We start from the raw sequence: 14,305 nt of genomic DNA on the forward strand, positions 1-14,305 counted from the left end.
TCAGCCCCCAGCTCTCAGCCCTCAGCCCTCGGCCCTCAGCCCTCAGCCCTTTGCCCTCAGCCCTCGGCCCTCAGCCCTCACCGCCTGTTTATCGGCGTGTACTTGCGTTCCGCGGGGCCTGTGTATTCCGCGCGCGGGCGAATGAGGCGGTTGTTGCCCCACTGTTCCAGGATGTGCGCCGTCCAGCCCACCACGCGGCTGGCCGCGAAGATGGGCGTATAGAGTTCCGGCGGGATGCCCATCATCTGGTAGATGATCCCGGAATAGAAGTCCACGTTGGGGTTGACGTTGGTGTTGGCGGTGACGGTCCGTTCCACTTCGCGGGCGGTATCGTACAGTCGCGAGTCGCCGGCGGCCTGGCAGATACGTTCGGCGTAGCCGCGGAGGATGGCGGCGCGCGGGTCCTCGGTCCGGTACACCCTGTGCCCGAATCCGGGTATTTTGACCTTCCGGCTCAGCGCGTCCGTCACCCAGGCCTCGGCCTTCTCCGGCGCGCCGATCTCGTTCAGCATGAGCATCACCTGCTCATTGGCGCCGCCGTGAAGCGGCCCCTTGAGCGCGCTGATGGCGCTGGTGACGCAGGAGTACATATCGGACATCGTCGCCGCGACCACCCGCGCGGCGAAGGTGGATGCGTTCCATTCGTGGTCGGCGTGCAGTATCAGCGAGACGTCGAATGTGTTCACCCAGTCCGGATCCGGCTCCTTGCCGTGCAATGTATAGAGGAAATTGTACGCGATGCTCCGGCCCGGGACCGGCCGGATGGGCTCGTACCCGTTGCGGAGGCGCTGGTGCGCCGTCACCAGTTGCGGCAGGCGTTCCGTGAGGCGGATGGCTTTGCGGAGGCAGGCGTCGAGGCGCGTGTTGCCGCTGTCCGGATCCCAGTGGCCCAGCGAGGAAACCGCCGTGCGCAGCACCTCCATCGGCGTGGCCGCCTTGGGGAACATGCGCAGGATCATCACGGTCTCCACCGGCAGTTCCATACTCCCGGTGAAGGTGTCCAGAAAGGCGTTGTACTCCGTTTTGCCGGGCAGTCGCTCGTACCACAGCAGGTAGGCCACCTCTTCAAAGCATGAGTGTTCCGCCAGTTCGGCGATGTCGTAGCCCCGGTACAGCAGTTTACCGTTTTCCCCGTCGAGGAAACAGATGCTGGATTCGCCCGCGACGACGTCCTGCAGCCCCTTGCCCTGTGATGCGCTCTTCTTCCCGTCAGCCATCGTATCCGTTCCGCCTTTCTGTGTGTGCTCCAAACGCGATACTGCATTTTAGAGGAATGGGGCGCGTTCATCAACTGGAAAACGTCGCGGCCGGCCGTTTGCAGCAGAACAGATACCGCGAACCCCCCGAACGGATCGCCGCCAAGGCCCCGCCGCGCCTCACCCGGGTTATCCGTAATGTTGTGGGGTCGGTACGGGCCCAGGTGGCGGAATCGCGTGAAGGATTCGGAAATTGGTTAGAAATCGCCAGTGTTTCCGATTTGTGGTAAGATTACTGAAAGGAGGAGTTTAGGATGAAAACAACAGGTATTTCGGAGAGGGGCCAGGTAACCATACCTGCGGCGATACGGCGGAAACTCAATATCCAGGCCAATACACGCTTCGTGGTGACAGAGCGTGATTCCGAGGTGGTGTTCAAGCCTTTGCGCACCATCGCGGATGTGGCCGGTATATTCCACGATTACGCGATCGGAAAGACAACCGACTGGGAAACCATCCGCGAAGAGACGATGAAGGCAGTAGCTGAGGAGGTGGCGCGTGAAGGACTCTGAGCCCGCCTGTATACAGATAGACGCCAACGTCATCCTTCGATATGTCGCGAAAGATGACCCCGTTCACTTTGAGAAGGCAAGGAGCCTGTTTCGGGCGATGGGCCGGGAGGAATGCGTCGTCGAATGCGATCCGGTGACTCTGGCTGAGGTGGTGTGGGTGCTGAAATCGTTCTACAAGATCTCAAACGCGGATATTGAGGAAGGCCTCTTGCCGATCGTCCAGTCTTCCGGATTTCGGATGTCGAACAAAGACCGCTATCTGATCGCGCTGAACCTGTTCGCCACTTCGCTCAGAAGCTACGGTGATGCCTGTTGCTGCGCCGCGGCGCTCGAGTCGTGCGACGGCCGGCTCTTTTCCTTCGACCGTGCGCTGTCCGGCGTGCCGGGCGTGGCGCGGCTTGAGGGTTTGCCGGAGGAACCGTGAAGTGTCCCCAAACGCCTTCATCGGAAGACCGGATTCGCCCACTGAGGAAGACATAACGGACGTCCTGGGGCCGGCGCGACCCCTCTGGGACCAACTCGTGGCAGGACTGGAAGCGCTGGGCGCTGGGGACCGGGAGTGGAACAGCTACTCCGCCAAGGCGGGATGGGCGCTGCGACTCAAGCACAACGGCCGGAACATCGTGTACCTGTCCCCGAGCGCGGGCCGCTTCCTCGCTTCGTTCGCCATGGGCGACAGAGCGGTGGAAGCGGCGCGTTCGAGCGACCTGCCTGCGACCGTCATCAATCTGATCAACGGTTCAAGGCGATACGTCGAGGGAACAGCGGTCCGCATCGAGGTTATGGGCGCCGACGACGTCGCCACCGTGATGAAGCTGGCCGCCATCAAATTGACGCACTGAGTCCGTGCCCCCTGTTCCCCAACCCTTCCTCAGTCCGGCAGCCGCAGCACCGCGCCGTGGTTGGCGCTGGTCACGAGGCGGCTGTAACGTCCCAGCCAGCCCGTGTTGATCTTGTACGGAGGCCTCACCCACGCTTCCTTGCGCTGATAGAGTTCGGCGTCGTCCACTTCCAGGGTGAGCGTACGGTTCGGGATGTCGATATGGATCGTATCACCGTTCTTCACGAGGGCGATCGGCCCCCCGTCGGCGGCTTCCGGGCTGATGTGGCCCAGGCACGTTCCCGCCGTCCCGCCGCTGAAGCGCCCGTCTGTGATCAGCGCCACGGTGGTCCCGAGCCCTTGCCCCTTGATCATGCTGGTCGGTGAGAGCATTTCCGGCATTCCGGGTCCACCCTTGGGGCCTTCGTAGCGGATCACGACCACGTGGCCGGGTTTCACTTCGTGCTTGTCCAAAGCGGCGAGGCATTCGTCCTGCGACTCGAAGACGATCGCTTTCCCGGTGAAGTCCAGGCACTGCGGCTCGACGCCCGCGGACTTGATCACGGCGCCGTCGGGCGCCAGGTTGCCGAAGAGCACGGCCAGTCCGCCATCCTCGCTGAATGCGTTGTCGATGGTGTGAATCACATCCGGATTGGTGATCTCGGCGCACGCGACATTCTCGCCGAGCGTCTTGCCGGTCACCGTGGGGCAGTCCAGGTTCAGCAGGCCCGGCTTCCGGCTGATCTCCTTGAGGATCGCGCCGATGCCGCCGGCCCAGTCAACATCTTCGATATGGACGTCCGGCTTGGACGGTGAGACCTTGCAGATGCACGGAGTCTTGGCAGACACCTCGTTGAGGCGCTCCAGCGGATAGTCGATCCCGGCCTCCTTGGCCAGCGCCAGCGCGTGCAACACGGTGTTGGTGGAGCCGCCCATCGCCATATCCAGCACGAAGGCGTTGTCCAGCGATTTCGGCGTGACGATGTCGCGCGGCTTGACGTCCCTGGCGACGAGATCGATGATACGGCGTCCGGCCTCTTTGGCCAGTTCCATTCGCCCCTCGGTTTCCGCGAGGCGCGTGCCATTGCCGGGCAGAGCCAGGCCGATCGCTTCCATCAGGCAGTTCATCGAATTGGCGGTGAACATGCCGGAACAGGAGCCGCAACCCGGACAGCACGAGTCTTCCAGCGCCTTGAGGTCGATTTCGCTGATCTCGCCGACCTGGAACTTGCCGACCCCCTCGAAAATGGAGATAAGGTCGCCCTTGGTCCCGTCCGGCTTGATGCCTGCCCGCATCGGCCCACCGGAGACGAACACGGTGGGAATGTTGACGCGAAGCGAGCCCATCAGCATGCCCGGCGTGATCTTGTCGCAGTTGGGGATGCAGACCATGCCGTCGAAGCAGTGGGCGGTGACCATCGTCTCCACGCAGTCCGCGATCAGTTCGCGACTGGGCAGCGAGTAACGCATGCCCAAATGCCCCATCGCGATGCCGTCGTCAACCGCGATGGTGTTGAACTCGAACGGCACTCCGCCGGCCTGCCGGATCGCTTCCTTCACGTACGCGCCGAACACGTTCAGGTGCCGGTGTCCGGGAACGATGTCCACGTACGAATTGCAGACGGCGATGAACGGCTTTTTCATATCTTCGTCAGTCAGCCCGCATGCTTTCAAAAGCCCGCGATGTCCCGCACGGTCATGTCCGGACTTGATTGTATCTGATCTCATATTCTCATCCTTAAATAGGTCGGGCCTCCGTGCCCGACACCGTTCGACCGGCGTCCCGCCGGACACAGTAGGTCGGGCCTCCGCGCCCGACTCTGCGTTTCATTGATGTAATCAGTATGGGATGGATGGGGCTGCACGTGCCAAGATAACCGTTAGGGCTGTCTGTAATGGCCTGATGGTAGTCGGAAGCTCAGGAGGTCCAGCTATTGGAATCAGAACTTGCGTGTCGGGCTGACGGGATTCGGAACTGGCCGTGGGCCGGGGACCTGCCCACCGATGTGAGGATAACGCGAATCATCGGGTTCGACCTTGTGAGCCGGCGGCCCAAGTTTGTGGGCAGGAACTCGCGGTTGGGCGATCACGGCGATACGGCGACTGATCGCATGGTCCGCCTCTTCACAAACGCCGGTGTCGAGGGGCTGGGCTACTGCGCGGCGGACGAATCTGTTCTTGCAGTGATGCTTGGCACTGATCCGTTCGCCCAATTCCGCAACCCAAGCGTGGAGAACCCTCTTGCGGAAGGGACGATGCCGCTCTGGGACCTCGTCGGAAAGGCACTTGGAAAACCAGTGTACGAGTTGCTGGGCGCTCGCGGCCCGAAACGCGTGCCGGCGTACGATGGGTCCATCTACTTCGCCGACCTGATCCCGGAATATGCTGGCAACTGGCCGGAGCGGTTCCGCTGGGAGATCGACCTCGGCCGCAAGCAGGGCCACACGGCGTTCAAGGTCAAGATCGGCCGGGGGGCGAAATGGATGCCCGCCGAGGAAGGCTTCGAGCGCGACAAGGCGGTACTGACGACGATCCGCGAGGACGCCGGGCCGGAGGCCGTCATCGGAGTCGACGCAAACAACGGCTACGACCTGGCGCGAACGAAGCGCTTTCTTACGGAAACGGCCGACCTCAATCTGGCGTTCATTGAGGAGATGTTTCCCGAGGACGTTGAACAGAACCTCGAACTGCAGGCGTTCCTCAAAGAGCACGGCCTCGGTGCCTTGGTCTGCGATGGCGAGACTCAGGACACCCTGGAGCCGTTACGCCCGCTCATGGAGGCCGGCGCCGTGGACATCTATCAGGCGGATATGCGGCGTTTCGGCATCGAAGGCATCCTAACGGAGGCGGCCTGGGCGGAGGAATGCGGTCTGAAGGTGGCGCCGCACAATTGGGGCTCGCTTATCGGCTACATCATGATCCTGCATATCGGCCGCGAAATTCCCAATTTCTACATGGCGGAACACGATCCGCTGGACACGGACGTACTGATCGCCGAGGGCTATGATCTGGAAAACGGCCTGGCAACGGTCCCGGCGACTCCGGGGTTCGGCCTGGCGCTGGACGAAGAACGGTTCGCGGCCGGCGTGAATCCGAGGTTCGATCTGCTGGCGTGAACACAAGAGCGCGCGAGCATTCCACCGACTGAAGTCGGTGGGATACGCGTCGGAGAAACCACCCATGACATCTGAAACGCAAGTCTACGAGCACGCCCTGTGCGAGCACCTGGATACGATGGTGTACCGGATGAAGCTCATTCCGGCGGATAAATGGGACTGGTCGCCTGCCGTTTATGTGCCGTCCGCGCGCGTGATTGCGCGGCATACGTGGTCTTGGCTGCGTTGCGATCGCCAACATATTCTTGAGACCGACTGTTCGCGTCACGAGAGGATTCCCGAACTGGGTGCTCAGGGTGAGTTATCCCTCGCGCTGACCGAGGAGACGGCGGCATGGCGGTCCCTTTTGCGAGGTATGACTGCGGAACGGCTGGCGGAGCCACGCGCGCAGTTCGGTACGTTCGCGGTGAACGTTCGGTGGTTCGTCTACCACATGATCCAGCACGTGGTCTATAAGTCCGGGCAGCTCGCGGAGCTGTTCTTCGCGCTTGGCCTGGACGGTCTGGAGCCTTACGACGCTCCGTGGCCGAACGCCTGCTATGATTCACTCGCGCGAGCTCTGGCGGACCCGCTGCGTCGCGCGCTGATCGAGGGAGACCTCCCGGGACTTGACCGCGCCGTGGCAAACGGCGCCGATCTCAACGGGCGCAATACGGATGGCGAGACGCCTCTGCTGCTCGCCGTGGCATTGGGAAACGCCCCAGCCGTCGATCTGCTGCTACGCCTGGGGGCCGATGCGGCCGCGCAAGACTCTCGCGGCAAGACCGCCCTCGACTGGGCGGTGTACCTGACGCACTCTGACATTGCCGGGCTGATTCAGCGCGCGCTGGCCGTCTGACCTCGGCGCTTCCTCACCCGATACCGCCGCCCTGAATGCCGCCACACGATGGCTCAGGATCTCCATCTGGGTTTCCATTGTCCGATCCTCCGTCATTGATGTCATTCAATGTGGAGTATCAAACAGCGATCCTATCCCTGCCCTAAGGCGCACCTAAGCTTCCACCGGGCTGATCCCCCGTTGTCAGGGGTTGCTCAGGTACTCCGTGATCTGGCGGACCCGTTCGGTGCGGCCCCGCCTGCGATTGATGTTGAGCAGGAGCTGCATCGGGGGAACCGGAACCTCCCGGCCTTCCCAGATGGCCGTTTCCAGGTGCGATGCCGCGTAAGGGCCGGAGTCGGAGGGACCGGAGCCATCCGGTTCCGGGGTGTCAAGGCAGTTCTGGGTCATGAACGCCATCGATATCCTGCAGCCGTGAAACGCCTCTCCATATGCTGCCGCCACCCAGCCTTCGCATTCCATGAGCGGTTGAAAGGTGTCGGGGCCGAACAGATCACGTACTCGCGGAAGGTCGGACACCTGAGGAAACACCACGTCCACCCCGCGTGGAACGACGTCCAGTCCTTTGACTGCCAGAACACAGCTTCCGATGAGGAACCAACCGATGCCCGAACCCTCCATGGTGTCCAGAAAATGGAGCAGGCCTTCCCGCCACAGGTTGCTGCCGGCGGTGAGCGTTTCACCGTACAACTGCTCCGCGTAACGCACGAAATTGGCCGCTGCGTCGTCGATATACGGTGCGTTCCGTGAAAACGTCTTTGTGTAGCCGTCGCCATCCGGCGTGTAGTAATCCGCCTGAATAGCGCCCAGGTCCCCCGGCGCCACGTCCGAGAGTCTGAAAATAAAGCTGTCATCGCACTCGGTCACTGTTGCTCTCAACTGGCTCTCCTCCTCATGGACGTTAGTGGCCATCTTACAGGGTGCGTGCTGGGGCCGCATGTTCGCGAGCCCGTCAGGGAACCTGTAAATTCGCCGGCACCGACGCCTTAAACAGTACGGCGGGTTGCGACGCCTTAACGCGGTAAGGGAATCCCGCCCGCGCGAAGAAGATGCCGCCACGCTTCAGATCGAGACTCTGCCCTGCGGATTCCACGGTCACGGCTCCCTCCAGCACGATGACGGCGTCGGGCCCGTGCATCGAGCCGGCGTCAAATCCCGTTCCGCCATCCAGGGCTATCTGGCTCAACTCGAATTCCGCCGCCGGGGTGCGGTATACGGTCTTAACCTTGGCCACGGCGTCACCGAGGATGACAGCCGACGGACCACTTTCGAACGTGAGCGTCTGCATCAGTTCGGCCACATCTACATGCTTTGGCGTGAGGCCGCCCCGCAGCACGTTGTCCGAGTTGGCCATCAGTTCAACGTTGATGCCTTCGAGGTAAGCGTGCAGCATACCGGCCGGCTGGTAGGTCCCCTGCCCCGGCTTCAGATGAACCAGGTTCAGCAGGTAGATGGAGACGATCCCCCGATCCCGATGACCGTCCGGAAGCGGGAAGTTGTCCGCCGCTCGGAGGGCCCAATAGTCCGCCGAGTCCTTATCCGACGGACGTTCCCCCGCAAGGCGGGCCAGCAGGGGGTTCAACACTCTGTCTATTTCGCCCTGGGGCAGCGCCATGATGCCGCCGTATACCGAACGCAGCAGATCCTTGCGGGCGGCCCCTGTTCCGGCGCGCTCCAGCCGCTTCCCGAAATCGCCCAGCACCGGCGCCAGTTCGGGAGTGGTGGCGCCGAGTCCCGCGATCTCATCCAACGGACGGAAGCCGTGCAGCATCCAGAAGTCGGTGAGGGCGACGTGCACCTCCGGTTTGTGGTTGTCGTCCTTGTAGTTGCGGTTGGATGCCGTCAGCGGTATCCCCGCCGCGTTTTCGCGGGCAAAGCCTTCTTCGGCCTGCGCCTTGCTCGGGTGTGCCTGGATGGACAGCATCTTGAACGCGTCCAGCACCTTGAACAGGTAGGGCAGACGATCTTCAAACCGGGCCGCCGTGCTGTCGCCGAGGTACGCATCCGGAGAGGTTTCGATCAGGCGGTTGAGCGGGATGACTTCGCCGTCGAAGCGGGCGATGGACGGTGCGCCAGGATGGGCCCCGATCCAGAGTTCCGCGTAGGGTTCGCGGATGGTGTTTTCTATGCCCAGGAGCCGGGGGATGAATTCATATCCGCCCCAATCGTAATGCTGCACGGCGCCTTCGATCTCCATCACCGCCGGCGCCGCCGCCGACTTGCGATCGACGCCGTTCCTTGAAGTGTTGTCCGACATAAGTGGTCCTCCGCTGCCCGCTAAATTGAGCCGCCTGAAATGGGGCAATTTCAGTCTAGCGCGTGAACGAGCGTCCCTTCCGGACACGCGACGCTCGCGCGTAAAACGTCCGGCAACCTTTTCATGCGCATTGACATCTAATATGCATAAGTATCTTATGGTAGTGAAACACTTTTGAGGGGTGTCGCATGAAGAGATGGATCGCCATAGTCATACCGGTCGCCGTACTTCTTGGCCTTGTCGGCTGGCGCCTCGAGCAAAAGACGGCCGCGGCCGCCGACCAGGCGAAGTCGCGAGACCAACGCAAAAACGCTCCGGTGCCGGTCACCACGGTCTCGGCGACACGCCGCGATATCGTTCAGCGATTCGAGTCCATCGGCAACGTGGAATCGCCGTTCAACGTGAAAATCGCCCCCAAAACCACCGGGCGTCTGACGTTTCTGGAGGTCCGCGAAGGTGATCGCGTTACCCAGGGGCAGGTGCTGGCGCGCATCGACACAGCCGAGATCGAGGCACAGGTTCGGCAGCAGCAGGCGCAGGTCGCCGAGGCACGCTATCGGCTGGCCCAGGCGAAGATCACCCAGTCCCCGAACAATGTGTCGGTCCACTCCCAGTTGAGTCAACAGGAGGCGGTTCTGGCGGGCGCCAGGGCGGCGTACGCGCAGGCGGCTTCAAACGACTCCGCCCAGCGGCAGGCTGCGGAAGCCGCCGTTGCCGATGCGCAAGGCAAAGTCAATTCCGCCGTTGCTTCCGTGGCGAACGCTCAGGCGATGGTTGGCAGCGCCGACGCGAACCTGGCGAACGCGCGCTCCAAGTTCAACCGGATGAACGATCTGTACAAGCAGGGATTTACGGCGGCGCAGGACGTTGATGATGCGCGCACCACCGTAACCGTGCAGGAAGGCGCTGTTGAGGTCGCCAAAGGCGGCCTGAACGTGGCCAAAGCGCAGCTCGATTCGGCCCGGGCGCAACTGAACTCCGCACAACAACAAGCGCGCATTGTTGCGACGAAGGGCAAGACCGATATCGTTGCGGCTGCCGCGCAGGTCAAACAGGCAAAGGCAACACTGGCGACGGCCCGCGCCAATGTCGTCCAGGAACCGGCCTATCGGCAGAACCTGGCGGCTCTTCAGGCAACGGTGGATGCGAGTGTGGCTCAGCTCCGAAGCGCGCAGGCTCAGCTTTCCGATGCAGTGCTTATCTCGCCCGTCAGCGGATACGTGACGGGCCGCTACCTCGATCCGGGCGCGATGGCTTCGCCCACCACGCCCATACTGGCCGTCCAGGCGGTTCGACAGGTGTTCGTGAGCGTGCCGGCGCCCGAGGAAGTCGCCACGCGGATGGCGCTTGGAGACCACGGTACCGTGCGCATCGACGCGCTGCCGGGGAAGACCTTCGTGGGCAAGGTAACGCAGATCAATGCCGCGGCGGACCCAACCAGCCGCCAGTTCACTGTCCGCCTGGTCGTGGACAATCCCACGGGGTTGCTGAAGCCGGGCATGTTCGCCCGCGCTTCCATTGTCACACGGCGCATCAAGGATGCGTTGGTTCTGCCGCGGGAAGCGGTGACCATCGGCCCTGACGGCGCGACGGTGACAGTTGTAAATGACGATGTGGCGTCCATTCGTCCGATCACGACGGGGGCAAGCGATTCCAGCGGCATCTCCATTGATTCCGGGTTGCAGGCTGGCGAGAAGGTCGTAGTGATGAGCGCGGCGCCATTGAGAGACGGGCAGAAGGTCCGCATCGGCGCCGGCAAGGGTGGTGGCAAGGGGCGGCGCGGTCCAATCGGTGGTCGCGGGTAAAGGGCACAAAGAATGGATATCGCACGGTTTTCTGTAACTCGGCCGGTGGCCGTCACGATGCGGATCGCGTCGCTGGTACTGCTGGGCGCCATCTGTGTAACGAAGCTGCCGGTGGACCTGCTTCCGCAGGTTTCCATCCCAACGGTTGCGGTTTCCACCAACTGGCCAAACGTCGCGCCGGAAGAGGTTGAAGCCCAGATCACGAGACCGCTCGAAGAGGCACTTAGCGCCGCCCCCAACATGCAGCAGGTGAGCTCCACGACTTCGGAGGGCAACTCCAGTGTGCGGGTCCAGTTCCAATGGGGCACGGACGTGGGTCAGGCGGCTGTGGATGTCCTCCAACTCGTTCAGCGCGCCACCAGCCGCTTCCCCAGCGACCCCACAATTCAGACCCCGCTGGTGTTCAAGTTTGACCCATCCCAGCTTCCGATCCTGATCTACGGCGTTTCCGGAATCAAGGACCCAGTGAAACTGCGATCGCTTCTGGACAATGAGGTGTCGCCGCTTCTGGAAAGCGCGGACGGGGTAGCCTCGGCCGTCGTGACCGGCGGCCAGCAGCGAGCCGTCATCATCGACGTCGACCCCATCCGGCTCCAATCCGTTCATCTGTCTCTCAACGACGTGGTGAAACGGATCGCCCAGGAAAACGCGAACCTGCCGGCCGGGATCGCCAAACAAAGCCAGACCGAATACACGATCCGGAGCCTCGGTTGGTTCAGGAGCCCTGAAGAAATCGCCGCAACGCCTGTTGGGTCTTTCAACGGCCAGCTTGTTTCCCTTGGCCAGGTTGCCAACGTCCGCGACTCCCACTCCGACACGCGTTTGTACACGCGTTTGAACAAAGAGCCCGCAGCCGGGATCGTGATCTCGAAGCAGAGCGGCGGCAACACGGTCGAGGCCGCGCAGTCCGTTCAGGAGAAGCTGAAGCAAGTCCAGAAGCTCTACCCTGAACTGAAGTTCGACCTCGCATACGACCAAAGCCGGTTCATCGCGGCGTCGGTGAGAGACGTGAAGAACAACGCGCTGCTCGGCGGCATCCTGGCCGTCCTGATCCTTCTGTTCTTCCTCCGCAATATTCGCAGCACGCTGGTGGTGGCGCTCTCGATCCCGATCTCGATCATCTCGACATTCGCCCTGTTGTACGCATGCGGATTCTCATTAAACACGATGTCGCTCGGGGGGCTGGCGCTCGCGACCGGCCTCATCGTGGACGACGCCGTCGTCGTTCTGGAGAATATCTTCCGGCATATTGAGCGAGACAAGAAGCGGTCGGCGGAGGCTGCTGTGTCCGCGACGAACGAAATCGCCACGGCCGTTTTCTCCTCGACGCTCACAATCATGGTGGTCTTCCTCCCGCTGCTGCTCATTAAGGGGCAGGCCGGGCAGATGTATACACAATTCGCCCTGGTCGTTATCTTCGCGATGGCTGTCTCCTGGCTGGACGCAATGACCGTTGTGCCGATGCTCGCCAGCCGACTGATCAGCGGCGAAGCCCATCGCGAGGCGCTGGAAGTGGATCGGGAGCGCAATTGGCTGGACCGCCGGTTCTTCACGTTTGGCCTCTGGCTGGAAGCATTGGATGCGAACTACCGTCGCGCGCTCAACTGGACGCTGCGCCATCGTTGGTGGGTCATCGCCGGGGCGGTGGGCCTCTCGGCCGCCAGCTTCGCCCTACTGCCTTTCGTAGGCAGCGAGCTCATGCCGCAGACAGACAGCGGCGACTTCCGCGTGTCCATAAAGCTGCCGATCGGGACAGCCCTTTCGCAGACGGATAAAGTCATGCGCCAGGTCGAGGGGATCGTGCTCAGCAACCCTAACGTTCAAATCGCGTTCTCGGCCGCGGGCACCACACTCTCGAACCGGGGTAACACGACGGCGTTGAACCCCAATCAGGGCTCTGTAACCGTGAAACTGAAGCCGGATCGCAAGGCGTCCACATTGCTGGTCATGGCGGACATCCGGAAGCAGCTTTCCAGGCTTCCCGGAGTCAAGCCACGCGTCGATCAGTATGACGTCGTTTCCCAGATCATGACCGGTGGCAACCAGAGCATCGATGTGACGATCTTCGGCGACGATCTCAACACGCTCACGCGCCTCTCCAAGGAGGTGATGTCGCGGGTCCGAGGCGTTGCCGGGTACGAGAATGTGGATGTAAACTGGCAGGACGCCACTCCGGAAATCCAGTGGAAGGTCGACCGCCAGAAAGCGCTGCAACAAGGCGTTACCTTCTCGGACGTGGCGGGCACCATCAGCACGGCGACGAACGGGACCATCGCGAGTTACTACCACGAAGGCGGCTTCCAGTACCCCATCATCGTTCAGACCGCCGAGAACACGCGCAAAACGATCGCGGAACTCTCCGGCCTGGTGGTGAGCCCCAGTGGAGCGGCGACCGGCCATGACGTGCTGCTCAGCCAGGTAGCCACTCCGAGTTACGAGGTTGGACCGAGCCAGATCACACGGCAGGACCGCCGACGTTACATCTCCGTTACCGGCCAGCCGCAGGGTCGCGCGCTGGGCGATGTTCAGGCGGACATCAAGACGGCGCTTGCGGGCATGCAATTCCCGCAGGGCTACTACTGGGACTGGGGCGCCAATCAGAAACGCCAGCAGGACGAATTCTCGGGCATGCTTCTGGCAGTCGTGCTTGCGGTTGGGCTGATATATATGCTGCTCGCCAGCCAGTTCGAATCGTTTGTGCACCCGCTGACAGTTCTGCTCAGCGTACCGCTCTGCGCGGTGGGTGTCATCCTGGCCCTGTTCCTGACCGGCCGAGCGTTCGGCTTGACCGCCTTTGTCGGCCTGCTGATGCTGGTGGGCATCGTGGTGAAGAACGGTATCCTGCTGGTCGATTACACGAACCTCCTTCGCAGCCGCGGGATGACCCGGGATGAGGCCGTCCTGAACGCCGGACCCACCCGTCTTCGGCCCATCCTGATGACCGCCAGCGCTGCCGTGCTGGGCATGCTTCCGCTGGCCTTGGGCCTTGGCGAAGGTTCGGAGACGCAGGCGCCGATGGCGACGGCCGTTTGCGGCGGATTGATCACATCTACCCTGCTGACGCTCTTCGTTGTCCCTTCGGTTTACACGCTGTTCGACGACGCGGCCCGGTTCTTCCGAAAGGATGACCTGGACCTCGCGGCGCCGATTCTTGTTGAGCCAACCGTCGGAGCCATCGAAGGGACGGAGGATTGAAGAGAACAATCATGAATCAACCTATATGTTGCACTCTGGACGAGCAGGCGGGCAGGCTGGAGCAAGTGCTGCCCGAGATCGCGCGGCGCCTCTTCACACTGACGCCTGAACACCCGGCGTCGGAATTGCCGGTTGGGCAGATACGCGTATGCTCTATTCTTCAAAACGGGCCCCTCACGCTATCCGCGGTCGGCGAGATTCTCAGCATCAGTTCCAGCGCCATGTCGCAGATTGCGGACCGGCTGGAACGCGCAGGGTATGTGGCGCGGACGATGGAAGCGGATGATCGGCGCGTTCGCTTTCTCGGGCTTACCCCGCTCGGCGAGGAGATGATGGCAGTCCGGCGCGAGCATCGAAAACACCGCGCGTGCCTCGCGCTGTCGCGTCTCGATTGCAAACAGCGGGAAGCGCTCCTGAAATCGTTGGGTATTCTAGCGGAAGCCGCGCTCGCCGTACAGGAAGCGCAGAAGGATGACTGCGGTTCGCCGCAATCGAGCAAATGAAGG

The 14,305-nt window shown here is 62.3% G+C and carries 12 protein-coding genes; 8 read left to right on the forward strand and 4 right to left on the reverse strand.

Annotation, left to right across the window (positions count from 1 at the left end):
* Positions 1 to 77 precede the first annotated feature (77 nt).
* Positions 78 to 1,217 carry a citrate/2-methylcitrate synthase gene (locus tag VGM51_05630; GenBank protein HEY3412527.1) on the reverse strand — a complete coding sequence of 380 codons (1,140 nt, stop codon included), beginning with the start codon at positions 1,215 to 1,217 and terminating at the stop codon, positions 78 to 80.
* Positions 1,218 to 1,510: 293 nt separating this feature from the next.
* Here VGM51_05630 and VGM51_05635 point away from each other — a divergent pair, with 293 nt between their 5' ends.
* Genes VGM51_05635 through VGM51_05645 form a run of 3 tightly spaced genes read left to right on the forward strand, consistent with a single transcriptional unit; the run spans position 1,511 to position 2,610 of the window.
* A complete protein-coding gene (locus VGM51_05635) occupies positions 1,511 to 1,768 on the forward strand; it encodes an AbrB/MazE/SpoVT family DNA-binding domain-containing protein (GenBank protein ID HEY3412528.1) in 258 nt (85 codons plus the stop codon).
* Complete coding sequence (locus VGM51_05640) at positions 1,755 to 2,192, forward strand: PIN domain-containing protein (protein ID HEY3412529.1); 438 nt, start codon at positions 1,755 to 1,757, stop codon at positions 2,190 to 2,192. Before VGM51_05635 ends, VGM51_05640 begins: the two co-directional genes overlap by 14 nt.
* Before the next feature lies 1 nt (position 2,193).
* The gene (locus VGM51_05645; GenBank protein HEY3412530.1) at positions 2,194 to 2,610 is read left to right on the forward strand and encodes a DUF3788 domain-containing protein; all 417 of its coding nucleotides are present in this window, start codon (positions 2,194 to 2,196) and stop codon (positions 2,608 to 2,610) included.
* A gap of 29 nt (positions 2,611 to 2,639) precedes the next feature.
* Here the strand turns inward: VGM51_05645 and ilvD are convergent, their stop codons facing one another.
* Entirely contained in the window at positions 2,640 to 4,316 is a 1,677-nt protein-coding gene (gene ilvD / locus VGM51_05650) for a dihydroxy-acid dehydratase (protein ID HEY3412531.1), read from the reverse strand.
* Between the two features lie 206 nt (positions 4,317 to 4,522).
* Between ilvD and VGM51_05655 the strand changes: the two genes are divergently transcribed.
* Positions 4,523 to 5,704 (forward strand): enolase C-terminal domain-like protein, encoded by a 1,182-nt coding sequence (locus VGM51_05655; GenBank protein ID HEY3412532.1) that lies wholly within the window; start codon positions 4,523 to 4,525, stop codon positions 5,702 to 5,704.
* Between the two features lie 64 nt (positions 5,705 to 5,768).
* Positions 5,769 to 6,542, forward strand: coding sequence for an ankyrin repeat domain-containing protein (locus VGM51_05660; protein HEY3412533.1), 774 nt, complete (start codon positions 5,769 to 5,771; stop codon positions 6,540 to 6,542).
* 183 nt (positions 6,543 to 6,725) lie between these two features.
* On the opposite strand, the gene VGM51_05665 is transcribed toward VGM51_05660, so the two are convergent.
* Both VGM51_05665 and manA read right to left on the reverse strand, forming a co-directional pair.
* Positions 6,726 to 7,421 (reverse strand): hypothetical protein, encoded by a 696-nt coding sequence (locus VGM51_05665; GenBank protein ID HEY3412534.1) that lies wholly within the window; start codon positions 7,419 to 7,421, stop codon positions 6,726 to 6,728.
* 73 nt (positions 7,422 to 7,494) lie between these two features.
* A complete protein-coding gene (gene manA, locus VGM51_05670; protein ID HEY3412535.1) occupies positions 7,495 to 8,799 on the reverse strand; it encodes a mannose-6-phosphate isomerase, class I in 1,305 nt (434 codons plus the stop codon).
* A 188-nt stretch (positions 8,800 to 8,987) separates the two neighbouring features.
* Between manA and VGM51_05675 the strand changes: the two genes are divergently transcribed.
* From VGM51_05675 to VGM51_05685, 3 genes are read left to right on the forward strand one after another with little or no spacing between them, the layout of a single operon-like run.
* Positions 8,988 to 10,604, forward strand: a complete 1,617-nt coding sequence (locus tag VGM51_05675) for an efflux RND transporter periplasmic adaptor subunit (protein ID HEY3412536.1) — start codon at positions 8,988 to 8,990, stop codon at positions 10,602 to 10,604.
* Between the two features lie 12 nt (positions 10,605 to 10,616).
* Entirely contained in the window at positions 10,617 to 13,799 is a 3,183-nt protein-coding gene (locus VGM51_05680) for an efflux RND transporter permease subunit (protein HEY3412537.1), read from the forward strand.
* Positions 13,800 to 13,810: 11 nt separating this feature from the next.
* Positions 13,811 to 14,302 (forward strand): MarR family transcriptional regulator, encoded by a 492-nt coding sequence (locus VGM51_05685; protein HEY3412538.1) that lies wholly within the window; start codon positions 13,811 to 13,813, stop codon positions 14,300 to 14,302.
* The last annotated feature ends 3 nt before the right edge of the window (positions 14,303 to 14,305 follow it).

The sequence above is a fragment of the Armatimonadota bacterium genome (genome assembly GCA_036504095.1).
In the GTDB taxonomy this organism is placed as follows: Bacteria; Armatimonadota; DTGP01; order JAKQQT01; family JAKQQT01; genus DASXUL01.

Excerpts from the sequence above, each read along its gene's own strand:
- VGM51_05630 (HEY3412527.1), bottom strand. The coding sequence starts at position 1,217 with ATGGCTGACGGGAAGAAGAGCGCATCACAGGGCAAGGGGCTGCAGGAC.
- VGM51_05635 (HEY3412528.1), top strand. The coding sequence starts at position 1,511 with ATGAAAACAACAGGTATTTCGGAGAGGGGCCAGGTAACCATACCTGCG.
- ilvD (HEY3412531.1), bottom strand. The coding sequence starts at position 4,316 with ATGAGATCAGATACAATCAAGTCCGGACATGACCGTGCGGGACATCGC.
- VGM51_05660 (HEY3412533.1), top strand. The coding sequence starts at position 5,769 with ATGACATCTGAAACGCAAGTCTACGAGCACGCCCTGTGCGAGCACCTG.
- manA (HEY3412535.1), bottom strand. The coding sequence starts at position 8,799 with ATGTCGGACAACACTTCAAGGAACGGCGTCGATCGCAAGTCGGCGGCG.
- VGM51_05675 (HEY3412536.1), top strand. The coding sequence starts at position 8,988 with ATGAAGAGATGGATCGCCATAGTCATACCGGTCGCCGTACTTCTTGGC.
- VGM51_05680 (HEY3412537.1), top strand. The coding sequence starts at position 10,617 with ATGGATATCGCACGGTTTTCTGTAACTCGGCCGGTGGCCGTCACGATG.
- VGM51_05685 (HEY3412538.1), top strand. The coding sequence starts at position 13,811 with ATGAATCAACCTATATGTTGCACTCTGGACGAGCAGGCGGGCAGGCTG.